23 protein-coding genes and 1 pseudogene are annotated in these 22,188 nt (G+C 73.0%); 7 read left to right on the top strand and 17 right to left on the bottom strand.

From position 1 onward, the window contains the following. Positions 1–237: 237 nt before the first annotated feature. Entirely contained in the window at positions 238–1,143 is a 906-nt protein-coding gene (locus ACWERV_RS02910) for an ATP-binding protein (protein ID WP_452927887.1), read from the top strand. Positions 1,144–1,186: 43 nt separating this feature from the next. On the opposite strand, the gene ACWERV_RS02905 is transcribed toward ACWERV_RS02910, so the two are convergent. After that, a complete protein-coding gene (locus tag ACWERV_RS02905; protein WP_452927883.1) occupies positions 1,187–1,603 on the bottom strand; it encodes a cytidine deaminase in 417 nt (138 codons plus the stop codon). A gap of 156 nt (positions 1,604–1,759) precedes the next feature. On the opposite strand from ACWERV_RS02905, the gene ACWERV_RS02900 reads away from it, so the two are divergent. After that, entirely contained in the window at positions 1,760–2,146 is a 387-nt protein-coding gene (locus ACWERV_RS02900) for a DUF4259 domain-containing protein (protein WP_452927880.1), read from the top strand. 73 nt (positions 2,147–2,219) lie between these two features. On the opposite strand, the pseudogene ACWERV_RS02895 reads toward ACWERV_RS02900, so the two are convergent. From ACWERV_RS02895 to ACWERV_RS02880, 4 genes and pseudogenes are all read right to left on the bottom strand, one after another. After that, positions 2,220–2,552, bottom strand: a pseudogene (locus ACWERV_RS02895) (IS630 family transposase); the annotation flags it as partial. Positions 2,553–2,568: 16 nt separating this feature from the next. After that, complete coding sequence (locus ACWERV_RS02890) at positions 2,569–2,940, bottom strand: VOC family protein (RefSeq protein ID WP_452927877.1); 372 nt, start codon at positions 2,938–2,940, stop codon at positions 2,569–2,571. Between the two features lie 346 nt (positions 2,941–3,286). Beyond that, the gene (locus ACWERV_RS02885) at positions 3,287–3,670 is read right to left on the bottom strand and encodes a VOC family protein (protein WP_452927873.1); all 384 of its coding nucleotides are present in this window, start codon (positions 3,668–3,670) and stop codon (positions 3,287–3,289) included. A 56-nt stretch (positions 3,671–3,726) separates the two neighbouring features. Then, a complete protein-coding gene (locus ACWERV_RS02880; protein WP_452927870.1) occupies positions 3,727–4,371 on the bottom strand; it encodes an ArsR/SmtB family transcription factor in 645 nt (214 codons plus the stop codon). A gap of 118 nt (positions 4,372–4,489) precedes the next feature. Between ACWERV_RS02880 and ACWERV_RS02875 the strand changes: the two genes are divergently transcribed. Next, entirely contained in the window at positions 4,490–4,762 is a 273-nt protein-coding gene (locus ACWERV_RS02875; RefSeq protein ID WP_452927867.1) for a hypothetical protein, read from the top strand. A gap of 56 nt (positions 4,763–4,818) precedes the next feature. Here ACWERV_RS02875 and ACWERV_RS02870 read toward each other — a convergent pair whose 3' ends face one another. From ACWERV_RS02870 to ACWERV_RS02860, 3 genes are all read right to left on the bottom strand, one after another. Then, a complete protein-coding gene (locus ACWERV_RS02870; RefSeq protein ID WP_452927864.1) occupies positions 4,819–5,223 on the bottom strand; it encodes a type II toxin-antitoxin system VapC family toxin in 405 nt (134 codons plus the stop codon). Continuing rightward, positions 5,216–5,500, bottom strand: coding sequence for a type II toxin-antitoxin system Phd/YefM family antitoxin (locus ACWERV_RS02865; protein ID WP_452927861.1), 285 nt, complete (start codon positions 5,498–5,500; stop codon positions 5,216–5,218). Before ACWERV_RS02865 ends, ACWERV_RS02870 begins: the two co-directional genes overlap by 8 nt. A 116-nt stretch (positions 5,501–5,616) precedes the next feature. After that, positions 5,617–8,778 (bottom strand): amidohydrolase family protein, encoded by a 3,162-nt coding sequence (locus ACWERV_RS02860; protein WP_452927858.1) that lies wholly within the window; start codon positions 8,776–8,778, stop codon positions 5,617–5,619. A gap of 188 nt (positions 8,779–8,966) precedes the next feature. On the opposite strand from ACWERV_RS02860, the gene ACWERV_RS02855 reads away from it, so the two are divergent. Then, positions 8,967–9,389 carry an RbsD/FucU family protein gene (locus ACWERV_RS02855; RefSeq protein ID WP_452927855.1) on the top strand — a complete coding sequence of 141 codons (423 nt, stop codon included), beginning with the start codon at positions 8,967–8,969 and terminating at the stop codon, positions 9,387–9,389. Here the strand turns inward: ACWERV_RS02855 and ACWERV_RS02850 are convergent. From ACWERV_RS02850 to ACWERV_RS02825, 6 genes are all read right to left on the bottom strand, one after another. Further along, entirely contained in the window at positions 9,364–10,875 is a 1,512-nt protein-coding gene (locus ACWERV_RS02850; RefSeq protein WP_452927852.1) for a sensor histidine kinase, read from the bottom strand. The two genes, ACWERV_RS02855 and ACWERV_RS02850, sit on opposite strands and share 26 nt — an antisense overlap. A 1-nt stretch (position 10,876) precedes the next feature. Further along, the gene (locus ACWERV_RS02845) at positions 10,877–11,614 is read right to left on the bottom strand and encodes a response regulator transcription factor (RefSeq protein ID WP_398174754.1); all 738 of its coding nucleotides are present in this window, start codon (positions 11,612–11,614) and stop codon (positions 10,877–10,879) included. Between the two features lie 169 nt (positions 11,615–11,783). Then, positions 11,784–12,563 (bottom strand): hypothetical protein, encoded by a 780-nt coding sequence (locus ACWERV_RS02840; RefSeq protein WP_452927848.1) that lies wholly within the window; start codon positions 12,561–12,563, stop codon positions 11,784–11,786. A 49-nt stretch (positions 12,564–12,612) separates the two neighbouring features. Then, entirely contained in the window at positions 12,613–13,833 is a 1,221-nt protein-coding gene (locus ACWERV_RS02835) for an ABC transporter permease (RefSeq protein WP_452927845.1), read from the bottom strand. Beyond that, on the bottom strand, positions 13,830–14,759 hold the full coding sequence (locus tag ACWERV_RS02830; protein WP_452927842.1) for an ABC transporter ATP-binding protein: 930 nt from the start codon (positions 14,757–14,759) through the stop codon (positions 13,830–13,832). Before ACWERV_RS02830 ends, ACWERV_RS02835 begins: the two co-directional genes overlap by 4 nt. Next, positions 14,759–16,108 (bottom strand): efflux RND transporter periplasmic adaptor subunit, encoded by a 1,350-nt coding sequence (locus ACWERV_RS02825; RefSeq protein ID WP_452927839.1) that lies wholly within the window; start codon positions 16,106–16,108, stop codon positions 14,759–14,761. The genes ACWERV_RS02830 and ACWERV_RS02825 overlap by 1 nt, the downstream gene beginning before the upstream one ends. A 263-nt stretch (positions 16,109–16,371) precedes the next feature. On the opposite strand from ACWERV_RS02825, the gene ACWERV_RS02820 reads away from it, so the two are divergent. Further along, positions 16,372–16,986 (top strand): macro domain-containing protein, encoded by a 615-nt coding sequence (locus tag ACWERV_RS02820; protein ID WP_398174769.1) that lies wholly within the window; start codon positions 16,372–16,374, stop codon positions 16,984–16,986. A gap of 104 nt (positions 16,987–17,090) precedes the next feature. Here ACWERV_RS02820 and ACWERV_RS02815 read toward each other — a convergent pair whose 3' ends face one another. Continuing rightward, positions 17,091–17,459, bottom strand: a complete 369-nt coding sequence (locus ACWERV_RS02815; RefSeq protein WP_452928072.1) for an ATP-binding protein — start codon at positions 17,457–17,459, stop codon at positions 17,091–17,093. A 445-nt stretch (positions 17,460–17,904) separates the two neighbouring features. Between ACWERV_RS02815 and ACWERV_RS02810 the strand changes: the two genes are divergently transcribed. Together ACWERV_RS02810 and ACWERV_RS02805 are read left to right on the top strand one after the other, a co-directional pair. Further along, positions 17,905–18,924, top strand: coding sequence for a hypothetical protein (locus ACWERV_RS02810; RefSeq protein WP_452927836.1), 1,020 nt, complete (start codon positions 17,905–17,907; stop codon positions 18,922–18,924). A gap of 127 nt (positions 18,925–19,051) precedes the next feature. Then, entirely contained in the window at positions 19,052–19,960 is a 909-nt protein-coding gene (locus ACWERV_RS02805) for an FAD-dependent oxidoreductase (RefSeq protein WP_452927833.1), read from the top strand. On the opposite strand, the gene ACWERV_RS02800 is transcribed toward ACWERV_RS02805, so the two are convergent. Both ACWERV_RS02800 and ACWERV_RS02795 read right to left on the bottom strand, forming a co-directional pair. Beyond that, positions 19,951–21,438, bottom strand: a complete 1,488-nt coding sequence (locus ACWERV_RS02800) for an LCP family protein (RefSeq protein WP_452927830.1) — start codon at positions 21,436–21,438, stop codon at positions 19,951–19,953. The genes ACWERV_RS02805 and ACWERV_RS02800 overlap by 10 nt on opposite strands. 232 nt (positions 21,439–21,670) lie before the next feature. Continuing rightward, complete coding sequence (locus ACWERV_RS02795; RefSeq protein ID WP_452927827.1) at positions 21,671–22,057, bottom strand: anti-sigma factor antagonist; 387 nt, start codon at positions 22,055–22,057, stop codon at positions 21,671–21,673. Between the last annotated feature and the right edge of the window lie 131 nt (positions 22,058–22,188).

Here is a 22,188-nt window from a genome sequence, read left to right as displayed (position 1 = left end):
TCACCTTGCGGGAAGGCCAGTGATCCATTCCAGCGTAGCTCCCGGACGGGGATCGGGGTTCCCCGAAGGAACATCAACGGGGTACCCCGTTGGGGCTTGCGGGGTTGCCCGCCCGCTGTTCCTTCCGGCGTCCGGCCGCTCGAAGCTCGTGGACACGGCATTCGTGCCGTGCAGACCGGACCCCGGCGCCGCTTGCGACGGCCCGGGGCGTGGACCACTCGAACGGAGCGAGCAGTCATGAGCAGTATCCATGAGGAGCCCGGAGGCACCACTCCGGCGGTACCACGTCCTTGCGACCCGCCACGGACCGGACGCGTCCGCCCTGCCGGGGCCGGGCCGGAGGTGATGCGGCTGCTGCCCTGGCCAGGCGACGGCGAACGCCGCTCCTACCTGAGCACCGACCGGGGCGACTCGTTCATGTCGGGTCTGGCGGACGGCCTGGAATGGACACAGCTCGCCATGGCCGAGAGGACGTTGCGCGACGCGGACTCGGCGTGGACGGACAGGACCCCGGGCGCGGACCTGACCGGGATGGTCCCGCATCTGCTGCACGCGCTGCGGGACACGGTGCGGGTGGCCGGTGGCCTGCGCGCGCGTCTTCACGGGTACGGCCCGGCTGTTCCTGGCCCCTCGGCCGAGGCGGGCGGCGCGCTGGCCCGCGAGATCGCCTGGTACGGGACCGGCGGTCCACCGCTCTTGCGGGGCCTCCCCGTGACCGTCTCCGAGAGCCCGACCGAGGTGGTGTACCGGTGGCCCGGTGAGCCCGTGTACGTCGGTACGGCCCGGCGGTTGCTGCGGCGCCATCTGGCACGGCGGGGGATGACCGGGCTGGCCGACACCGCCGAACTGGTCCTCTCCGAGCTGGTCACGAACGCGCTGCGGCACGCCGCCGCCGGCGAGGACAGCCTCGTCGAGACCCGGTTCACGTGCCTGCCGGACGGCTCGCTCCGTATCGAGGTCCACGACGCCGACCCCACCCGGCCGCAACTCCGCGTGCCCGGAGCCGAAGCCGACTCCGGCCGCGGACTGGCCCTCGTGGACACGCTCACCGGTGGGCGGTGGGGCGCCGGGGACCGCGCCGGCATCGGCAAGATCGTCTGGGCCGAATGCGCCCCCGAGACTCCCCCGCGTCTGCCCGGGTGACCGTCGTTCCGCCCGCGCGCTCTCCCGGCGTGCGGGCGGAACGCTAGTCCGTGTCGAGCTGGTGGTCCGCCCAGACGTACGTCTCCGGCAGCAGTTCGGCGATCGGTACCGCCCGCAGCGCCTCGCCGGTCCCGACGATGACGCGCACGCCGGGGAAGTAGTCCAGCATCACCTGGCGGCACCGGCCGCACGGCGGGATGACGCCGCGCTCGCGGTCCCCCACGGCGACGACCGTCTCCAGCTCGTACACCCCCTGCGTGGCCGCCGCCCCGATGAGCACCAGCTCGGCGCAGGGGCCGCCGGTGAAGTGGTAGGCGTTCACGGCGGTGACGATCCGCCCGTCCGCGCCCCGCCCCGCGGCGGCGACGGTGTGGTTGTCCCCCCGGCACCGCTCCCGTGCGACCCGCGTCGCCGCCTCGACCAACTCCCGATCGACGTCCTGGGCCGTCGTGTCGTCCATGTTCTGCTGCACCTCCCGTGCGGAGTGATTGACCGTCACCACGCTAGAGGCAGAGCAGGGGCCCGACCCGCCACGTACACAGCATGCCGTTGTCAGTCCCCCCTGCTGTGATGGCAGGCAGCAGCAGCGGCGAGGGCACCGAGCGGAGGCGGAGACGTGGGGACCTGGGGTGCGGGGAACTTCGACAGTGACACGGCGGCGGATCATCTCGGGGAGTTGGCCGAGCGGCTGGTGGCCGAGGTGGCGCGGGCGATGGACGGCGATCCGGTGGAGCTGGAGCCGGACGAGTACTGGGGGGTCGCCGTGCCCTGCAACCTGGAGCTGCTGCTTCTGCTGAAGCGCCAGGACTGGGTGGGCGTGACGCTTCCACCCGCGGCGACGATACGGGGCTGGCAGGGGGCGTTCCTGGCGGTGTGGGAGGGGTCGATCGACGGGCTGGGCCCGAAGCCCGGGTACAAGGAGGAGCGCCGGGCGGTGCTCACTGGGACGTTCGAGCGGCTGGCGCAGGCGGCGGAGAAGGCGGAGACGGAGGCCGTGGAATAGAGGTCGCAGCCCGCATCCCCGGGCCGGGCGCCCCCGTCCCCGCGGCTAGTGCCGCACCAATCTCGGGCGGGTGGCCACCGCGCTCGGCCCACTGGCGTCCGGGGTGGGGCATCAGGTTGAGCGGCCCGAACTCGTCCGCACAGAAGACCACTTCGGGCTTGTCGTCCTCGGGTATCGCCTCGCCGTCGGCGATCGCGTAGAGGTGCTCGACCCGTGCGTCCCGGACCCGGTCGTCGCCGGTGAACGACACCTCGGCGATCTTCGCCACCGGCATGCCCTGCGCGGACAGCGGGACCATTTGGGCCCGCCGCCAGGTCACCACCGGCCCGGTGCCCCGGCGGATGATCCGAAGCAGCCGTCTGCCTTCGTCATCGTCGATCTCACGCACTCGCACCCGCTCCGCCACCTGAGCACCGTGGGTGTCAGCCGCGACTGGTGTCGATGACGCAGAAGCGGTTGCCCTCCGGATCGGCGAGCACGACAAAGTCGGCGTCGTCCGGATAGGAGTCCCAGTCGACGCGTTCGGCGCCCAGGGAGATCAGTCGTGCCACTTCGGCTTCCTGATCGGCGGCGTCGCCGGCATAAAGGTCGAGGTGGACTCTCGGGTGTTCCTGCACGGGCGTCGTACTGAGGTCGAGAGCCAGCGCGGCGCCGGAGCCGTCGGCCGGCACCAGCACCACCCAGTCATCCTTCACCTCACCATCGCGAGGGACGTAGCCCAGTGCCCGGCTCCAGAACTCCGCGGCCCGCCGTACATCGGTGGCCCCCATCACGATCGTTCCGATGTTCAGCATCCGCCGATTCTCGCAGACCCAGGCAGACCCACAGCGTGAATCGCTTCCCCCACTACGAGGCAGACGTTGCCTGACACGGCACTGGATCGAGCGGCCTCGGCGAAGAACGTCAGGTCCTCGCGTTCCGGGTGATGCGGTACAGCACGTTCGGACACAGCGGCTCGCCAGCGGCGCAGGACGAGGCGGTCGGTACGCAGTTCAGCCATGGTGCCCAGCCGACAACTGCTCTGGTTCGGCGGCAATCTCATTTCCCCGGGCGACACCCCGGAAGCACCGTTCGCGCCGAGGGTGAACGCGCCCCCCAACCCTCCAACCCGGCGAACCACAGTGCCCGGCGCCGCGCCCGTCACGACCCGGTGGCCGCCCGGTCCGACGCGCTGCGCAGCACGCAGAACTCGTTGCCCTCCGGGTCCGCCAGGACCGCCCAGCCCGTGCCGTCGGGCTCGCGGCGGTCGGCGACCAGGGTGGCGCCGAGGGTGAGCAGGCGGGTGACCTCTTCCTCGCGGGTGGTCTCGGGGCGCAGGCACAGGTGGAGGCGGTTCTTGGCGGTCTTCGGCTCGGGCACCTGGTTGAAGTAGAGGGCCGGGCCCTCCGCCAGGAGAACGCGGGTCTCCTCGTCGCCGGGGCGGGCGTCGGCGTCCAGCGGGCGGCCCGTCACCTCGCTCCAGAAGCGCGCCAGCGCGTACGCGTCCGCACAGTCGATCGCCACGTTCTGCACCACGGATGCCATGCGCGTCAGCCTTCCGGAAAGCGGGGCCGGGCGCCAGCGCGGCCTCCGGGCCGCTGTCAGAATTCGTCGGGCGCGGGCCGTCCGGGCGGGCCGTCGTCGTCGGGCGCTTCGTCCGCCGGAGGCAGTTCCGGCCTCGTGCCGTCGTCCGGGAGCATCACCAGGCGGACGGCCATCTGGCGGGCGTCCGGCGGGTGTTCGCCGGGCGCGGTGGCGTACTTGTGCAGCAGGGACTGGTACTCCTCGGTGAAGGAGGCCACCTGTTCCTTCGTCATGCGCAGGCCCGCGCGATGGATCTGATTCCAGCCTGCCCCGGTGTCGTATCCGGCGTAGGCCTTCACGACCAGGCTCAGGTCGTGCGTCATCTTGAGGGCGCCGAGTTTCACGGCGGCCTCGCGCTCGTCCTCGGCCAGGTGCAGGCCGGGCGGGGTGTGGATGTTGGTCATCAGCGACCTCCACCAGCGCTCGCGCCCGTTGGCGCGTTCGTCGACCTCGGCGATCAGCTTGAGGTCGGCGAGCTTGCGCAGGTGGTAGCTGGTGGTGCCGGTGGATTCGCCGAGGGCCTTGGCGACGCTGGTGGAGTTCGCCTCGCCGTGCTCGCCGAGGTAGCTCAGGATGTCGCGGCGCACCGGGTTGGACAGCGCCTTGTAGAAGGCTTTGAGGTCCGGGCCGGTGAGCACTCTGCGCTTGGGACGCTCGCCCATGGCCGCCAGCATAGTGCAGAGCTTCTCTGCAATCATCGCAGAAGTTGTTTGCAGAATATCTCTGCAATGCCTACGGTGGTCAGGAGGCGCCACCGGCGCCGCGGGATGCGGGGGACCCATGTCTGACGCGCTGGACGCCCGGCTGCGGGACGAGATCGACGACCAGGTGGCGGAGGCCTTCGACGCCTACCTGTCCGACCGCCTGAGCGAGCCCGGCCCGCTGCGTACCGCCCTGACCGGGGCACACGGCGCCCGGGTCGTGCTGGGCACGGTCGCGCTCGGCTCCCTGGCGACGGCCTTCGCACCGGACGGCGGCGGTGCCGTCTACTGGATCTGGGGCGGCATAGCCGCGATCGACATCACCTGGCTCCGGGCCGGCCACCGCCGCTGACAGCCGCCGGGGCCCGCGAGCAATGCCGCGGGGGCCGGCGCGGGCGCCCCGGAAGGTCAGAGTGGCACGACGTCCAGCGCCTGCTCCAGGCCCTTGAAGTCGTCGGCGTTGCGTGTGAAGAGGGGGAGCCCTCGCACGGAGGCGATGGCGGCGATCATCAGGTCCAGCCTGCGGGGCCGGGGGTCCCGGCCGGACGCGAGGGTGAGCGCGACGAGGGTCCCGTAGCGGGCGGCCGCGTCGCCGTCGAAGGGCAGCGGGTCGAAATCCGCGACGGCCGCACCGAGCTTTTCCATCCGGGCCGCTCGGGTCGCGGGATCCTTCGCCATGGCCACGCCTTGCTGGAGTTCGGCCAGCGTGACGGCCGTCAGTTCCGGCGCGTGGGGAAGGTCCGAGGCATCGAGGAGGCCCAGGTCGATATAGGTGCAGGTGTCCAGGACACCGGACTGGTGGCGCTCAGCCACGAGTACGCTCCCAGGGGTCCTGATCGTTGTCGCCCACGCGGTCGGCAGTGCCGAAGAACCCTTCCGCTTCCTGACGCATCTGCTCGTAGTCGACCTGCGGCAGCCCCCGATGCCGCGCCACCAGGTCCTCCGCGCTCGGCCGTCGCCGCCGGACCAGCGGACGCAGCTCGGCGACCTCGGTCCCGTTACGCGTGATGTGGTACGTCTCGCCCGCCTCGACCGCGTCCATGACTGCTGCGGAGTTGTTGCGGAACTCGCGCTGAGTAATGGTCTTCATTTCACGACCGTAGCACACTGTGTCCCAGTGGGCTACGTGCAAGGGCGGGACTTCCTCGCCTCGCGGCGGCCCAGGGAGAGCCGGGCCTCCCCCGCACAGGGAGGCCCGGCGGGGCCTCAGCAGCAGCCGTCGTGGCGGTGTTCCGGTCGGTGCCACCAGTAGGCCTTCTGGGCCGGGGTCTGGGGGACGTCCTCGGTGCGGAGGGGGGTGGCGGGGGCCGGGCGGGGTGGGGTCGAGGTCAGGGAGTCGACGGAGTGGAGGACTCCCGCCGTCATCACGTGGTGGACGGCGGCCGCGGCCTGGATGTCGGTCAGGGGGTCGCCGGCGACGAGGGAGAGGTCGGCGAGTTTGCCGGGTTCGACCGTGCCGAGGTGGGGGGTCATGCCGAGGGTGCGGGCGGCGGTGACGGTGGCGGCGCGGAGTGCCTGGTAGGGGGTGGCGCCGTAGCGGACCATCGTCTGGAGGTTGAGGTGGTAGTAGATGGCCGCGGGGACGAGGGGGCTGTCGGTGCCGACGCCGACCTGGGCGCCGCGGGCCAGCAGGGCGGCGACGGTGGCGCCGTGGTGGGAGGTGAAGGCGATCTCGTCGACGGGCTCGGTCGCCTGGGCGGCGGCGACGGCCCCGCTGAAGTCGGCGTATTCGAGGGTGTTCATGAGCGAGGTGAGGCGCGGGTCGCCGACGGCCCACTCGGCGTAGCGGAAGAGGCCCGCGCGGGTGGTGGCCAGGCCCGCGCCGGACAGGCCCATGGTCGGGGTGAAGGACATGCCGGAGGCGACGAGCGGTTCGGTGACGTCCTCGTGGGTGTGGCCGAGGAAGGTCTCCTTCTGGCGGCGGCCGTAGCGGCTGGTGCCGCCGAGGTGTTCGGCGCCGTCCGCGCCGAAGGTGAGCGGGCCGAAGAGGTAGTGGGAGGTGGCGGGCAGGCCGAGGCGGTGGACGGAGCGGACGGCGGCGCGGTGCAGCGCGTACGGCAGCCGGACGTACGCCTTGAGCAGGTCGTGGCCGAGGGCCTCGGCCTTGGCGACCTCGCGTTCGACCTCCTCCTGGCTGGTGGTGGGGCGGCCGACGCCGTAGTAGAGGCGGTTGCCCTCCAGGGCGTCGCCCGCGGCGAACAGGCGGGGGCCGACGCGGCGGCCGGAGTCGACGGCCTCCTTGGTCTCGACGGAGACGTAGTGCGCGCCGCCCGGGGAGCGCAGGGTCGTGACGCCGAAGGCCAGCCACAGCTTGAGGGTCTCGGCGCGCTGCCAGGGCGCGTGCTCGTGCAGGGCGACGAGGCCGGGCATCGCGGTCAGTTCGCGCGCGTCGACGGTGCGGTGGCCGGTGACGGCGCCGCGCCGGACGACCTCGGCGACGCGGTTGCCGTCCACGACCACGTCCACGTCGTGCCGCAGCGACGGCGAGGTGCCGTCCCACAGCGCCCCGACCTGGACGACGGTGCGGCCGGACGGGCGGGCCTGGCGCCATGTCAGCTTCGTCGGGACGGTCGTGGCACGGCCGGTGCGCGCGTCGGCGAGCCGGATCGTGCCGTCGCGCAGGTAGACCAGGGAGCGCGAGTCGGCGCTCCAGCCGGGCGCGTCCGCGGTCTCGCCGTTCAGCTCGCGCGCGGGGCCGGTGGGGCGCCCGGCGGCGTCGAGGGCGCTGACGTGCAGGGTGCCGCCGACGACGTACGCGGTACGGGTGCCGTCCGGGGAGTGGACGGGCCCGGCGTCGATCCGGTTGGACAGGCACGCGCCCGGCACCGGGTCGTCGTAGACGACCTCGCCGCTCGCGAGGTCGACGGTCAGGACGCGGTTGGCGCCCTCGCGGTAGCGGGCGGTCGCGGGCACGAGCGAGACGACCGACAGCTTGCGGCCGTCCGCGGTGTACGTGGGCTTGCCGAAGCCGCTGAGCGGGCCGGTGACGTTGCGGACGGCGCCGGTCGCGACGTCCACCGTCATCAGGATGCTCGACCAGTAGAGGAAGGCGACCGTGGCGCCGTCGGGGCTGAAGACGGGCGCGGACAGATACCCCTGGAGGTCGGTGAGCTGCCGGTTCGCGCCGGTGGTGAGGTCGTGCAGCCACAGGTCGGCCGCGTTGCCGCCGCGGTCGCTGACGTGCACCAGCGAGGTGCCGTCCGGGTGCCAGGCCGGATCGGTGTTGACCGCGCCGTCCGAGACGACGGCCCGCGGCGCCGAGCCGATCCGGCCGACCCAGATGTCGCCGAGCGCGGCGAAGGCGATTCGGCCGCCGTCCGGCGCCAGGCACGGGCCGATGACGCCCTTGACCTCGCGCGGCGCGGTGGAGTCGAAGTCGCGCGGCGACGGCCGCTCGGGGACGCGCGGCACGGTGAGGTGGGCGGCGAACGGCACGTCCCGCACGGCGGCCGCCGCGCCGAGCGTACGGCGGCGGATCCGGCCGTCCGCGGTGTAGAGCACCGCGTCCGCACCCGTCCAGCGCGCGGCGAACGGGAAGACCTCCTCGCCCTCGGCGGAGACCGCCGTACCGTCCACGACGAGCCGGGCGGCGGACGACGTGAGGTGGACGTACGCGAGCTTCGTGCCGTCCGGGGAGAAGGACGGGCCCGCGACCTGGCCCTCCGGCACGGTGACCAGCGTGGTGCGCACCCCGTCGGCGTCGACCTGGACGACGGACCGCGGGGCGTCGGCGGTGCCCGCGGTGAAGACCAGGGCCCGGCCGTCCGGGCGCCACGACGGCTGCGCCTCCTGGACGGTGACGTCGGTGCCGGTGGTCCAGCGGCGGGCCTCGCCGGTGTGCAGGTCGAGGACGTGGACGACGTAGTGGCCGTCCGTCTCGGCGGTGTACGCGACGCGGGTGCCGTCCGGGGAGAAGCGCGGCTCGCGGTGGTCGAGGGCGCCCTCGGTGAGGCGGCGGGCACCGGTGCCGTCGATACGGGCGAGCCACAGCTGGAAGTTGGCCTCGGCGTAGGACTGGTAGACCAGGTGGCGGCCGTCCGGGGAGACGTCGGGCTCGCTGGCCTCGGTGTCGATGCCGGTCAGGCGGCGGGCCTCGCCGCCCGCCGCGGGGAGCGTCCACAGCATGTTGAGCAGGTCGAGGACGATCGTGCGGCCGTCCGGCGTGAGCACGGCGGAGGCGTTGGTGGCGGAGGTGACGGTGACCGGGCGCGGGGAGCCCTCGGCTAACGCCGGGGAGCCGTCGGGTTCGGCGGTGGCCGCGGCCGCGTCGGGGGCGAGCCCCGCGAGCGGACCGCCCAGCCAGACCGCGCCTGCGCCGGCCGCGGCGGTGCCGCCCTGCCGGATGAGTGATCTCCGGGAAATCTCCACGGATGTGCCCCCTGTTCGTCGGATGGCGCTCGGCGCACTGGCCGGGCCGCGCGGCTGGAGGGTGGCACACACCTCTTGAGCGGGTCTTGCTGATCGTTTTGCCGCGCGGTTAGGGTCGCCGTGACGACGGGAGAGATCCGATGTCTCCCGTGCACCGGCGCCCCGCACCCCACCAGGAAAGTCCCCGCATGCTGCGCTACCAGCTCACCCACCCGACGATTCTGGCCGCCCTGGCGTCCGCGGGGCACGGCTCCCGGATCCTGATCAGCGACGGCCACTACCCGCACACCACCGGCGCCCACCCCGCCGCCGAACGCGTCTACCTCAACCTCGCGCCCGACCGGCTGCTGGTCACCGAGGTGCTGGCCGCGCTCGCGGACGCGGCCCCGATCGAGGCCGCGACCGTCATGACGCCGCCCGAGGGCACCCCGGAGCCGGAGGTCTTCGCCGAGTTCCGCGCCGCGCTCCCGCAGCTCCCGGCGCTGGACACGCTCGACCGGTTCGCCTTCTACGACGCCGCGCGCGCCCCCGACACGGCCCTCGTCGTCGCCACCGGCGACCGCCGCACATACGCCAACCTGCTGCTCACGCTGGGCGTCCGGCAGGGCTGACGGGCGCGAGCGGCAGCCGGACGCGGAAGGTCGCGCCGCGGCCCGGCGCGGTGTCCAGCTCGACATGGCCCGCGTGCGCGGCGACCAGCGCGGCGACGATGGAAAGGCCCAGGCCCGCGCCGCCGCCGCCCGCCCTCGTCCGGGAGGCGTCGGTGCGGTAGAAACGCTCGAAGACGCGGGCGGCCTGCGCCTGCGCCAGGCCCGGCCCGGTGTCGGCGACCTCCAGCACCCCGTAGCCGTCCTGCGTGCCGACGCCGATCCGGACGGGCGACCCCGGCGGGGTGTGGGCCACCGCGTTGCCGACGAGGTTGGCGACGACCTGCCGCAGCCGGGCCTCGTCCCCGAGCACGGGCGCGGCGGCGGGCGCGCCCTCGCCGCCGGGGCCGGTCAGGGCGACCTTGCGGGCCGGGTCCAGCGCGGTCGTGTCGTGCAGCGCGTCCACCGCGAGGGTGCGCAGGTCCATCGGGGCGAGCTGGACGGGCCGCAGCTCCTCGGTGCGCACGAGCGTGAGCAGGTCCTCGACGAGCCCGCCGAGGCGTACGGCCTCGCTCTCGATACGGGCCATGGTCCGTCTGACGTCCGCCTCGTCGGGCAGCGCCCCCATCCGGTACAGCTCGGCGAAGCCGCGGATGCCCGCGAGCGGGGTGCGCAGCTCGTGGCTGGCGTCGGCGACGAAGCGGCGCATCTGCTCCTCGGACTCCGCGCGCGCCGCGAAGGCCGACTCGATCTGCGCCAGCATGCCGTTGAGGGCGGAGGCCAGGCGGCCCGCCTCGGTGTGCGGGGAGGCCGCGGGCATGCGGTGCGACAGCGGGCGGCCCTCGGCGATCTCCACCGCCGTCGCCTCGATGCGCCGCAGCGGCCGCAGCCCGGCCCTTACGGCGAACCAGCCCGCCACCCCGAGCAGCGCGGCGACCACCGCGCCGATGAGCCAGAAGGCGGTGCTCAGCCGGGAGGTCGTGCTCGACACGTCGTCCAGCGAGGCCGCGACGACGACACCCGCGGGCGGGGTGCGGCCCGCCGCGGACGCGGTCGCCGTGACCGGCATGATGAGCACCCGCCAGCGCCCGCCGCCGTGGTCGCTGGCGACGTCGAAGGGCTTGCCGAGCCGCCCGGCGAGGGTGTCGGCGTCCAGCCGCGGCCACAGCGGGCGCGGGTCGCCCGCGGCGACGGGCAGCCGGAACTGGTCGGAGATATGGCCGTCCGCCGACGCGAAGGCCACCACGAACTGGCTCGGCAGCCACGGCCGGTTGCCGGGCCGGATGGTGCGCGGCTCCGGGACGCCCTCCGTGCCGAGCCGCTGCGCGAGCGGGCCGCCGTACCGCTCCAGCTGCTGGTCGACGCGCTGCACCAGCCGCCCGCGCACCGAGCCGAGCACCACGGTGTCGCTCACCGCGAGGCCCAGCAGCACGAGGACGAGCGACAGCAGCACCAGCCGGGAGCGCAGCGACAGCGCGGAGGGGCGCCATCGCGTCAGCCGGGTGCCCATGTCAGTGCTGCGGCTGCGGCGGGCGGCGCAGCACGTAGCCGACCCCGCGCACGGTGTGGATGAGCTTGACCGCGCCGTCCGTGCCCGCGTCGACCTTGCGCCGCACGTACGAGATGTACGACTCGACGATGCTGAGGTCGCCGCCGAAGTCGTACGCCCACACGTGGTCGAGGATCTGGATCTTGGAGACGACCCGGTCGGCGTTCGCCATCAGGTAGGCCAGCAGCTTGAACTCGGTCGGCGACAGCGACACCGCGCGGCCCGCGCGGGTCACCTGGTGGCCGACCGTGTCCAGCTCCAGGTCACCCGCGACGAGCCGGCCGTCGTCGGTGGGGCCGCCGGTGCGGCGCAGGATGGCGCGGATGCGGGCGATCAGCTCCTCCAGGCTGAAGGGCTTGGTCACGTAGTCGTCGCCGCCCGCCGTCAGACCGCTGATCTTGTCCTCGACGCCGTCCCGCGCGGTGAGGAAGAGCACGGGGATGTGGTCGTCGGCGGCCGCCCTGCCGTGCCGCCCGGCCTCCTCGCGCAGCCGCCCGACGACGGCGAAGCCGTCCATGTCGGGCAGCATCACGTCGAGGACGACGAGGTCGGGCCGCTGCCGCGCGACGGCCGCGAGCGCCTCCGTGCCGGTGGCCGCGGAGTCGACGTGGAAGCCGACGAAGCGCAGCGACGCGGACAGCAGCTCCCGGATGTTCGGTTCGTCGTCGACGACGAGGAGCCTGGCCTCGGGCGTGTCCATGGTGCGGCCTCCTGGACCTTCGGAGTCGGTGTCCTGCCGGTCCGGTCAAACGGAAGAACGGTGGGGCGGTGGGGCGGTCGGGCGGCCGAGGCGGCCGGGACGGCCGTACGGTGGCGCGGCCTGGTGTCGGCCGCGCCACCGTACGTCCCGGAGCTGTGAACGCCTCCGGTCAGTTGCCGCCGCCCGTGCCGCCGGTGGCGCCGCCCGCTCCACCGCCCGCGCCTCCGCCGCCGCCGAAGCCGAAGCCGCCGCCGAAACCGGTCGGCAGGGTCGCGCCCTCGGTGACGGTGGTCGCGGAGAGGTTGCCGGAGGAGTCGGTGGTGCCGCGGACGGTCACCGTCTGCCCGGCCTTGAGGTCGGAGACCTTGCCCTCCTTGGACTCCGTGACCTTCGTCGAGCCGCTGGTGGTGACCTTGACGGTGTTGCCCTGCGCGTCGGTGAGGTAGATCGTGTCGCCGTCGACGAGCTTGACCGTGCCGAAGGTCAGCCCGCCGCCCGCGCCCTGGCCCGTACCCGTCCCCGTACCGGCACTCGTGCCCGTACCGCCGAAGCCGAAGCCGCGGCCGCCGGTGCCGGCCGTGGCGCCCGCGCCGCTGCGCGCGTTGCCCGCGGCGGCGAAGGGGTTGCCGGACGACGAGCCCTTCGCGTGGTGCTTCTCGACGTACACGCCGCCGATGAAGGCGCCCGCCGCGACGATGCACGCCGACAGGGCGAGCGTCAGCCAGGGCAGCGCGCGGCGCGGCGGCGCGGCCAGCTCCGCCGAGATGTCGCGGGCGTCCGGCTGCTCGGCGAGGATGTCCTCGGGCCGCACCGCGGGCAGCCCGCCGCCCTCGATCACCTCGGAGCCGCGCTGGACCACCACGGCGCCGGTGTGCTCCTCCGGGACGAGCGGCAGCAGCTCCGTGTCGGAGTCGTCCGCCTTGACCAGCTCGGAGCGGCGTCGCGCCATGGCGGCCCCTTCCTCTCGTTCCTCGTGTCTGATCGTCGTCATCGTGATGTCACTCGTGCCGCAGGGCCTCGATGGGGCGCAGGCCCGCGGCCCGGTTGGCGGGGTAGCCGCCGAAGAACAGGCCGATGGCCACGGCGATGGCGAAGGCGCCCCACACCGACTCCGGGATGATCACCGGTTTGATCCCGACGATCGTGAAGTGCGAGCCGATGAGCCCGCCGACCACCCCGAGCCCGCCGCCGATGAGCGACAGCAGCGTGGACTCCGCCAGGAACTGCCCGAGGATCACCCCGCGGGGCGCGCCGATCGCCTTGCGGATGCCGATCTCCCGGGTCCGCTCGGTCACCGTCACCAGCATGATGTTGGTGATGCCGATCCCGCCGACCAGCAGTGAGATCGCGGCCACCGCGCCGAGCAGCACCGTGAAGGTCTTGTTGGTGTCGGACTGCGTGTCCAGCAGCGACTGCTGGCTGCTGACCTGGAAGTCCAGCGAACTGGCGTCCTTGAGCCCGTGCTGTGCCATCAGCACGGTGGTGATCTCGCTCTGCGCGTCGGTGGTGGCGCCCGAGGAGGTCGCCTCGACCAGGATCTGGTTGACCGAGCCGAAGCCGGTGAAGGCGTTCTGCACGGTCGGCAGCGGGGCGATCACCGTGTCGTCCGGGTCCTGGAAGCCGGTGCCGCCCTTGGTGGCCAGCACACCGACCACCGTGAAGGGGGTGCCGCCGATGACGACCTTCTTGCCGACGGGGTTCGCCGTGCCGAACAGGTCGGTCGCGGTCGTCGAGCCGATGACGGCGACCTTGCGGGTGTTGAGGACGTCGTCGGCGGAGAAGTAGTCGCCCTTGTCCACCTTGCTGTTGGACGCCTCGAAGTACGCCGGGTAGGTGCCGACGACCTGGCCGACCGTGTGCGACGTGCCGTCGTACACCGCCGTCTGGGACGTCGTGACCTCCGGCGCCACCGACTTCACGTGCGGCGCGGACGTGGTGTCGGCGAGCGCCCGTGCGTCGTCCACGGTCAGCGGCTTGGTGCCGGACGAGGAGGACGCGCCACGGCCGCCGCCGAAGCCCGTACCGGAGGTGATGGTCAGCGAGTTGGTGCCGAGCTTCTCGATGCTGTCCTTGACGGACTGCGAGGAGCCGTTGCCGACCGCCAGCAGGATGATGACGGCGGCCACGCCGATCAGCACGCCCAGCATCGTCAGCGCCGAGCGCACCTTGTTGGCGGCCAGGCCGCCGACCGCGAAGCGCAGCGTCTCCAGGGGGTTCACCGCGCACCCCCCGCCGGTCCGGCGAGCGCCTGCGGAACGGTCCGGGGGGCGCTGCCCGTCTGCGGGGCGCTGCTCGCGAAGAGCGCCGCGTCGCGCAGCGCGGGCGGCGGGCCCTCGACGGGCGCCTGCCGGACGTCGGCGACGATCTGCCCGTCCACCAGCCGCACGACGCGCTTGGCGTGCCGGGCGACCTCGTCCTCGTGGGTGATCAGGACGACGGTGCGCCCCGACGCGTTGAGCCGGTCCACGATCGAGAGCACTTCCTCCGTGCTGTGGCTGTCCAGGTTGCCGGTCGGCTCGTCGGCCAGCAGCATCGCGGGCGCCGTAACCAGCGCGCGGGCCACGGCCACGCGCTGCTGCTGGCCGCCGGACAGCTCGTTGGGCCGGTGGTCCATCCGGTCGGCGAGGCCGACCAGCTCCAGCGCCGCCATCGCCCGGCGGCGCCGCTCGGCGGTCTTCACCCCGGCGTAGGCGAGGGGGAGTTCGACCTGCGCGAGCGCGGGGGTGCGCGGCACCAGGTTGAACGACTGGAAGACGAAGCCGATCTTGCGGTTGCGGACGAGCGAGAGCTGGTGCTCGTCGAGACCGCCGACGTCGATGCCGTCCAGCAGGTACCGTCCGGCGGTCGGCACGTCCAGGCAGCCCAGGATGTTCATGAGCGTGGACTTGCCGGAGCCGGAGCTGCCCATCACCGCGACCATGTCGCCCTGTTCGACGACCAGGTCCACACCGGGCTCCTCGCCGGTCACCGCGTCGGGCGGGCCGCCGAGCGCGCGCACGGTCGCGTCACCGCTGCCGTACGTCTTGCGCAGCGACCGCACCTCGATGACCGGGGGCGGGCCCCACGGGCTCTCCTCCTCCGGCGCCGCCTCGGGCGGCGCCGCGCCCCCTCTGCGGTGGGCGCCGCCGCCCAGGCCGAACCTCATCAGCGGCCACCCGCGCCCTGCCGGAAGCCACCGCCGCCGCCCGCGCCGCCGAAGCGGTTGCCGCCGCCGAGGTTGCCGAGGCCGCCGGGGAAGGCGCCGCTCGGGAAGCCGCTGCTGCCGGTCGAGGCGACCGTCGGGATCTGCACCTGCTGGCCCTCCGTCAGGCCCGCGGTGATCTGGTCCGTCGAATCGCCCTCGACGCCCACGGTCACGGACGTGCGGGTGGTGGAGCCGTCCTTGTTGACGAGCAGCACGGTGCGGTTGGTGCCCGTGCCGGACACCGCCGCGGTCGGCACGGTGAGCGTGTCGGACACGGTCGCCGTCGTGACCTGGATGCTGGCGCTCAGCCCCGTCCGCAGCGCGGACGTGTCACTGGTGATCTGGAGCACCGCCGGATACTGCACGGCGCTGCCGGACGAACCCGCCCCGGATCCCGAACTGCTGCTCGCCGGGAGCGAGCTGATGGACAGCACCTTGGCGTCCAGCACGGTGCCGGACTGCGCGTTGAGGGTCACGGTCGCGGCCTGACCGGCCTTGATCTTGAGCGAGTCGGCCTCCGAGAAGTTCGCGGTGACCTGCATGTTCGCCGGGTTCGTCAGCACGATGAAGCCGCTGAGCGAGCTGGAGGAGCTGCTGCTGCTCCCGGTGCTGGAGCTGCCGGAGCTGCCGCCGCTGCCTCCGTTGCCCGAGCCGCTGCCGGACGTGCCGGAGACGGTGTCGCCCTTCTCGCCGTCGACCGAGGCGACCGTACCGGCGACCGGGGCCTTGAGCGTGGTCCCGTCGACCGCGCGCTGGGCGGCGTCCACGGCGTTCTGCGCCTGCGTGAGCTGGGCCTGCGCCTGCGCGAGCTGCACGGGATCGACCGTCGGCGTCGGCGAGGGGGTGGGCGAGGACTGCCCGCCGCTGCGCCCGGAGTTGCTGTCGGAGTTGCTGCCGGAGGAGGACGAGGCGGGCAGCTCACCGGCCTCGACCTTCGTGAGGTTGGCCTCGGCGGCGTCGAGCGTCGCCTGGTCCTGCTGGAGGGTCGCCTTCGCGTCCGTCGCGTCGACCTTGGCCAGCACCTGGCCCTTCTTGACCTTGTCGCCCGGCTTGACCTTCACCTCGGTGAGCGTGCCGCCCGTGGTGAAGTTCAGGCCCGCGTCACTGGGCGAGACAAGGGAGCCGGAGCCGGACACCGTGGCGGAGACCGATCCCCTGGAGACCGTCGCCACCCGCGCGGTGCCACTGCCGGTGGACTTGGCGCCGTCGTCGTGGACGGCCGCGTAGGCGCCGCCGGCGCCCGCGAGGACGACCACGCCGAGCACCGAGTTGATCAGGGCGGCCCTGCGCCGCCGTGGGAGCACCTTCATGGCCCGCATCCTGGCGGGACACTCCTTTGATGCCCTGGGAGGAGCCTGGGAGTTCCCTGGGAGCCCAAAAGCCTCTTGTAGGTCGATAAGCCGCATGTCGGGTGCAGCCGTGCCCGTCTCGTCCCCTCCGTACGGTTCTGCTCCCCGGGAACTCACAGGCCGCGGTCGGGCGGCGCCTACGTGCGTGCGGTTCAGTCATGGGCTGCCGCCGCGCGCGCGTACGGGGCGGCTCCCCCTGCCCTCCGCTCCCGAGGAGACCGGCCATGACCTGGACCCCCACCACCGCACTGCGGGCCGGCGCCTCGGTCGCCGTCCTCGCCTCGGGAGCGCTGCTGCTCGCCGCGTGCTCCTCCGGCGGGGGCTCGGGCTCGTCCTCCGACGCGAAGTCCTCCACCGGGACGTCGGCGTCCGCCACCGCGTCGGGGGCCGCGGACATGGCCGCGTACCGCGACTGCCTCGCGAAGAACGGCGTCCAGCTCCCCAGCTTCTCCCCCGGCGCCCGCCCCTCCGGCCGCCCGAGCGGCATGCCCTCCGGCCGCCCCACCGACGGCAAGGGCTTCCGCGGCGGCTTCCCCGGCTTCGGCGGCGCGTCCGCCGACCCCAAGACCCAGAAGGCCATGCAGGCCTGCGAGTCCCTGCGCCCCCAGTTCAACCGCGGCAACGGCGGCGGCGCCGACTCCAGCGCCTTCGCCGCCTTCACGAGCTGCCTGAAGGACCACGGCGTCACCCTCCCCACCTCCACCGCCTCCCCCAACGCCTCCGGCCGCCGCGGCGGCGGCATGTTCAACGCCCTCAACACGTCCGACCCCAAAATCGCCAAGGCCTACGAAACCTGCAAGGCCCTCCTCCCCTCCCGCCCCACCCCCTCGGCAACCTGACCCCACCCCCGCGCGCCCGTAAGACGTCTGCCCCCTCCGCCGGAACGGAGGGGGCAGACGTCTTCAGGTCACCACGCACCATGGCCCAGCCCGACGAACGCGCCCTACGCCGGACCGCAGGCGGGGCCGTCGTCCGTGCACAAGGCCCAGACCATCTTCCCGACGCCCTCCCGATCGCTCACCCCCCACCGCCCACCGGTGATCGCGTCCACCAGCGCCAGCCCGCGCCCCGACTCCTCCTCGCCGGACACGTCCCGCTGCTCGGGCTTGGACTCGCCGGCGTCGTGCACCTCGATGCGCACCCCTCGCCCCAACCGCTCGAACTGCGTACGGATCACATGTCCGCGCGGGTCGCGCGCATGACGGACGCTGTTCGTGACCAGCTCGGAGACAACCAGCTCGGCCGCGCCCGACAGATGCGCAAGTCCCCAGTCCCCGAGAGAGCGCACCAACAGACGCCGCGCCCGGCCCACCGAACGAGGGCCATGCGGCCACGACTTCACGACGACGAGAGGTGGTTCACCGGTGGCCCCCGCGCCGGTCGCACGGTCGCGGGGGTCTGTCTCGCTCTAGGCAACCGGCGCGCTACGTACCGCGGTACCGTTGGGACGCAGGCGCCTTTTAAGAGCGTTAAGCCGCATGGCGAGCGAGCCCATGAGCGGCCGGCAGCCGAACGAGGGTCTGACGCCGGCTGTACCGCGAGACCGGCTGGACGCTGCGCCAACTGGCCCAGGAAGTGAACGGCTGGACGGGCACCTGCCCAAGGAGAGCGCGCGCCCGCTTGTTCTCGAAGCTGTCGCACGGCGGTTGGGCAGGCCCGTCACCCCGGCCGAGGCCGGATTTCCGCCGTTGACGGGCCGGGAGAGCGGCGGCGAACCTGGCATGGTGGAAGACCTCGTCAGCATGGGGAGGGAAGACATGGACCCGTCCCGCCGGAAGGTTCTCGCCGCGAGTCTTTACGCCGCCGCGCTGCCCGTACCCGCATATGCGGAGCTGGTGGGCCGGACGAAGGCCGGTGCCGCTGGGCGAACCGCCAGGATCGGGGCGGGGGAGGTGGGCACCGTCCGCACGATGACCGAGCGCATCGCGGACATCCTCGACGAGCTGGGGGGCGGGCACGCCAGGCCCATGGCCGCGGCCTTCCTCGTCAACACCGTCGGGCCGTATCTGCACGCGCAGGCTTCGGACGAGGTGCGGAAGGACCTGCTGTCGGCGGTGTCCGACCTGGTCTACCTCACCGGGTGGATGGCGATGTACGAGCGGGCGCACGGGCTGGGGCAGCGGTACTACCTGCACGCGCTGAAGCTCGCCGCCGCCGGGGAGGACCACGTCACGTACTGCCGGACGCTGCGCGGCATGGCCCTCCAGGCGGCCAACCTCAAGCACGCCGGGAAAGCGCTGGCGCTCGCGGACGCCGCCGCCGAGGCCGCGCCCAAGGCCGGGCCGCGCCTGCGGGCGTTCCTCGCCGGGCAGCAGGCTCAGGGCGCCGCGCTGGTGGGTGACAAGCGGCTCGCGTTCACCCGGCTCGCCGAGACGGAGGCGGCCCTCGCGAAGGCGGACGACCGCCGGGACGCGATCGGCGGCTACGACCGGGCCGCGTACCTCTTCCACGTCTCCGGCGTCCGCTACGCCCTCGGTGACGTCCACGGCTCGATCACGTCCCTGCGGGAGTCCAACCGCGTCCGCCCGCCGGTGGAGAAGCAGGGCCGCGCCCACGCCAACGGCCTGCTCGCCCAGCGACAGCTGGAGGTCGGGCACCTCGAAGCCGCCTGCGCGACGTGGCAGGCGTTCCTCGACGACTACGAGCACCTGTCCTCGTCCCGCGCCGACGAGCACTTCGCCACCCTGCGGACGTCCCTCCGCCCCTACCTCACCCACCCCGGCGCCCGCCAGGTGCACGACCGGGCCCGCCAGGTGGCCCGCCTGAAGACGGCCTGAACGGCGGGTTCGCCGCGGGGGCGGGCGGTCGCCCGGTGGCTCGTCGGGTCGGGGCGACTGATCACCACCCGGGATCTGCTCGCTCGGCTTCCGCCGACGGCGCACGCGCCGGTGCTGGAATAGCGGTATGGCGGAGAGTACGGATCTGGTCATCGTCGGGGGCGGGCCCGCCGGGTGTGCGGCGGCGGTGATGGGCGCGAGTGTCGGGGTGCGGTCGGTGCTGATCGAGGCGGAGGTGTTGTGCGGCAAGCTGCGGCACATCGCCGCGGTGGGCAATGTCGTGGGTGGCCACACCAGTGGGCCGGAGCTGGCTGCCGCCGTCGCGGGGGACGTGGCGCGTGCGGGGCTGTGCGAGGTGGAGCTCGGGGTGCGGGTAACTGGCGTGCGGGCGTACGGGGACGGCGTGGTCGTCACGACGGACAGCGGGCGTACCGTCGAAGCGCCGTACGCGGTCGTTGCGACCGGGGTGGGGCCGTTGGCGGCGGCTCCGTGGCTGACGGTGGGCTCGGGCATCGAGCTGGCCACGCTCTGGGGGGCCGGGGCGCCCGATACGGCGGGCGGGTCGGTTCTCGTGCTCGGCGCCGACCGGCCGCTGGGTACGTTTCTGCGCTCCCACCCGTCGCTCGACGCGGCCGTGGTGGTCCTTCACCCGGCGGAGGACGACTACAAGGCGGACGAGGTGCGGGCCGACCGCCGGGTCACTCTGGTGCCGGTCGCCGGCGCGTGGGTGAGCGGAGGCGACGGCGCCACGTTCACCGTCGAGTGGGTCGACCGGGAGGGGCGGTCGGGGTCGCGGACGGCCCGTGCGGTGTACGCGAACCTGGGCAGCGCCCCCTCGGCCCCGCCGGGTGACCTCGTACGGGACGCGTCCGGCTACTGCCCGCCCGAACAGCAGCACCCCCGCGTCCTCACCGCCGGAGACCTGCGTTCCGCCCGCTTCCAGCGCATCATGGCCGCCACCGGCTCCGGCGGCGAGGCGGCCCTGCGGGCGTACTACGGCCTACGCGACGTGCCGGAGGGGCGGCCTCAGCCGTAGGAGAGCTTGCTGCACGGATCCGCGTCCGCCGAGCGGGCCGCCTTGCTGATGCTCGTCGGGAGGGGGGTGGGGGTCGAGGAGGTGGGGGTCTTGGCGGCGACGGCGGCGTAGTCGGAGCCGAGGACGACGTTGATGCCGCTGGTGTTCAGGGGGACGAGCTGGGCGCCGGGGAAGAGCTTGGCGACGGTCTTGGCCTGGGCCTCGTCCGCGGTGCCGTACTCGATGCGGGTGACGGCGTGGTCACGGGACTTGGCGTTGGTGGTGTCGAGGACCGTGAAGCCGTGCGCCTTCAGCAGGTCGCCGCCCTTGCCGGCCAGGCCCGTGGTGAGGGTGCCGTTGTAGACGGAGACGTCGATGCCGGTGCCGTCGACCGTGGCGCTGGGGGACGGGGTGGCGGAGGCGCTGGGGGTGGTCTTGCCGGAGGCGTTGACGCCGTCGAGGGTCTGGTCGGCGCGCAGGGCGGCGAAGAGGTCGTCGACGTCGGGGTGGACCAGGTCGATACGGGCGCCCGCGTACTTCCAGGGGGCGGTGATGAACTGGATGTTGTTCAGGTCGATGCCCTTGAGGGACACCCCGAAGGAGACCAGCTTGGCGGCGCTGCCGAGGCCCGGGTCGACGGTGAGGGACTTGGTCGCGGCGTCGGCGAGCGGCAGCAGCGTCGTGGGGTTCATGCCCTGGCCCTTGACCTTCTTGATCAGGGCGGAGAGGAAGGCCTGCTGCCGCAGCATGCGGCCGACGTCGGAGTTGTCGCCGACACCGTGCCGGACGCGGACGTAGTCCAGGGCGTCCTGGCCGGAGAGGTTCTGCATGCCGGCCTTGAGGACGACCTTGCCCTTGTGGCCGAGCTTGGGGTTGAGGTCCCCCTGGTAGATGTTGTTCGGGACGCAGACCTCGACGCCGTGGACGGCGGAGGTCATGGACGCGAAACCGGCGAAGTCGACGACCATCGTGTGGTCGACCCGCATCCCGGACAGCTTCTCGATGGTGTTCTGGGTGCACGCGGGGTTGCCCTTGGCGGTGCTGCCCATGGAGAACGCGGAGTTGAACATCGCGGACGGCTGGTCCTTGGACCACTTGCCGTCGGGGAGCAGGCAGGGCGGTATCTCGACGAGCGAGTCGCGGGGTATGGATATGCCGACCGCGTGTTTGTGGTCGGGGTAGACGTGCAGCAGGATCGTCGTGTCGGAGCGGCCTATGTCGCCGGATCCGGAGCCGCCGAGTTTGCCGTTCTCACCGGAGCGGGTGTCGGAGCCTATGAGCAGGACGTTGACGGCCTTGTCGCCGTTGGCGTCCGCTTTCGTCTCGGCCGGGCGGTCCTTGCTGATGCCCGCGGAGTCGAAGGTGTCGATGTTCGCGTTGAGTTTGAGATAGATCGCACCCGCGCCGCCGACGAGCAGCACCACGAACGACACCACTATCGCGATGATCCAGCGTTTGCGGCTGTGCTTGCGCTCCCGCTTCCGCCCACGAACGCCCATCTGCCTTTACACCTTCGGTCCGGTGGCACCCGCACACATCACGACGAAGCCCCAACTTCTACCAGTTGATCCGGCTTGGCCGTATGACCCGGGTCACAGGCCGCCGGGAGGGCGTTTGCCCAGCCAGACACTGTACGGCGTCAACATTTGGGTGACGTGTGTAAAGCGTGGAGTAACGGGGCGGGCCCGCGGCGGACTTTCGGCGGAGCCCCGGGAAACTCCCAGCGGGCTCTCAGGGGAGCAGTGCCTCGTCGAGGGTGCGGACGGGGTGGAAGACGGCGTCGAGGCCGGTGAGCGCGAGCAGCCGCAGGGTCTGCCGGTGGTGGCACACCATGGCGGTGCGGCCGCCGCGGTCGAGCACCCGGCGGCGGGCGCGGACGAGCAGGGTGAGCCCGTAGCAGTCGATGAACTCCAGCGGCCCGAGGTCGAAGACGACGAGCGGCGGGGCGGGCGCGAAGGCGGCGGCGTCCAGGTGCGGGTGCACGGAGTAGGCGCTGCCGAGGTCGATCTCCCCGGCCAGTTCCACGACGGTGGCGCGCGCGAGGCGGTAGGAGCGCGCGTACGCGGTGGGCGGCGGCAGCCCTTCCCCGCCCTGTGGCGGCAGCCCCTGTTCGTTCACCCGAGTCCCCCGTCCCCCTGGCGTGACTCGCGCCACCGTAACGGGGCGGCGGCGCGGCTGGGGAGGGCGCACGGGGCGCGCGGGCCCGTTGTTCACCCGGACGGATGAACAACGGGCAAAACGACCGATTC

Source organism: Streptomyces sp. NPDC004031 (assembly GCF_053604375.1).
This window is presented reverse-complemented; position numbering and strand designations above follow the sequence as displayed.

Excerpts from the sequence above, each read along its gene's own strand:
- ACWERV_RS02910 (WP_452927887.1), top strand. The coding sequence starts at position 238 with ATGAGCAGTATCCATGAGGAGCCCGGAGGCACCACTCCGGCGGTACCA.
- ACWERV_RS02855 (WP_452927855.1), top strand. The coding sequence starts at position 8,967 with ATGCTGCGCTACCAGCTCACCCACCCGACGATTCTGGCCGCCCTGGCG.
- ACWERV_RS02810 (WP_452927836.1), top strand. The coding sequence starts at position 17,905 with ATGGACCCGTCCCGCCGGAAGGTTCTCGCCGCGAGTCTTTACGCCGCC.
- ACWERV_RS02840 (WP_452927848.1), bottom strand. The coding sequence starts at position 12,563 with ATGGCGCGACGCCGCTCCGAGCTGGTCAAGGCGGACGACTCCGACACG.
- ACWERV_RS02865 (WP_452927861.1), bottom strand. The coding sequence starts at position 5,500 with ATGAAGACCATTACTCAGCGCGAGTTCCGCAACAACTCCGCAGCAGTC.
- ACWERV_RS02845 (WP_398174754.1), bottom strand. The coding sequence starts at position 11,614 with ATGGACACGCCCGAGGCCAGGCTCCTCGTCGTCGACGACGAACCGAAC.
- ACWERV_RS02805 (WP_452927833.1), top strand. The coding sequence starts at position 19,052 with ATGGCGGAGAGTACGGATCTGGTCATCGTCGGGGGCGGGCCCGCCGGG.
- ACWERV_RS02875 (WP_452927867.1), top strand. The coding sequence starts at position 4,490 with ATGTCTGACGCGCTGGACGCCCGGCTGCGGGACGAGATCGACGACCAG.
- ACWERV_RS02825 (WP_452927839.1), bottom strand. The coding sequence starts at position 16,108 with ATGAAGGTGCTCCCACGGCGGCGCAGGGCCGCCCTGATCAACTCGGTG.
- ACWERV_RS02890 (WP_452927877.1), bottom strand. The coding sequence starts at position 2,940 with ATGCTGAACATCGGAACGATCGTGATGGGGGCCACCGATGTACGGCGG.
- ACWERV_RS02885 (WP_452927873.1), bottom strand. The coding sequence starts at position 3,670 with ATGGCATCCGTGGTGCAGAACGTGGCGATCGACTGTGCGGACGCGTAC.
- ACWERV_RS02905 (WP_452927883.1), bottom strand. The coding sequence starts at position 1,603 with ATGGACGACACGACGGCCCAGGACGTCGATCGGGAGTTGGTCGAGGCG.
- ACWERV_RS02830 (WP_452927842.1), bottom strand. The coding sequence starts at position 14,759 with ATGAGGTTCGGCCTGGGCGGCGGCGCCCACCGCAGAGGGGGCGCGGCG.
- ACWERV_RS02800 (WP_452927830.1), bottom strand. The coding sequence starts at position 21,438 with ATGGGCGTTCGTGGGCGGAAGCGGGAGCGCAAGCACAGCCGCAAACGC.
- ACWERV_RS02850 (WP_452927852.1), bottom strand. The coding sequence starts at position 10,875 with ATGGGCACCCGGCTGACGCGATGGCGCCCCTCCGCGCTGTCGCTGCGC.
- ACWERV_RS02880 (WP_452927870.1), bottom strand. The coding sequence starts at position 4,371 with ATGGGCGAGCGTCCCAAGCGCAGAGTGCTCACCGGCCCGGACCTCAAA.
- ACWERV_RS02820 (WP_398174769.1), top strand. The coding sequence starts at position 16,372 with ATGACCTGGACCCCCACCACCGCACTGCGGGCCGGCGCCTCGGTCGCC.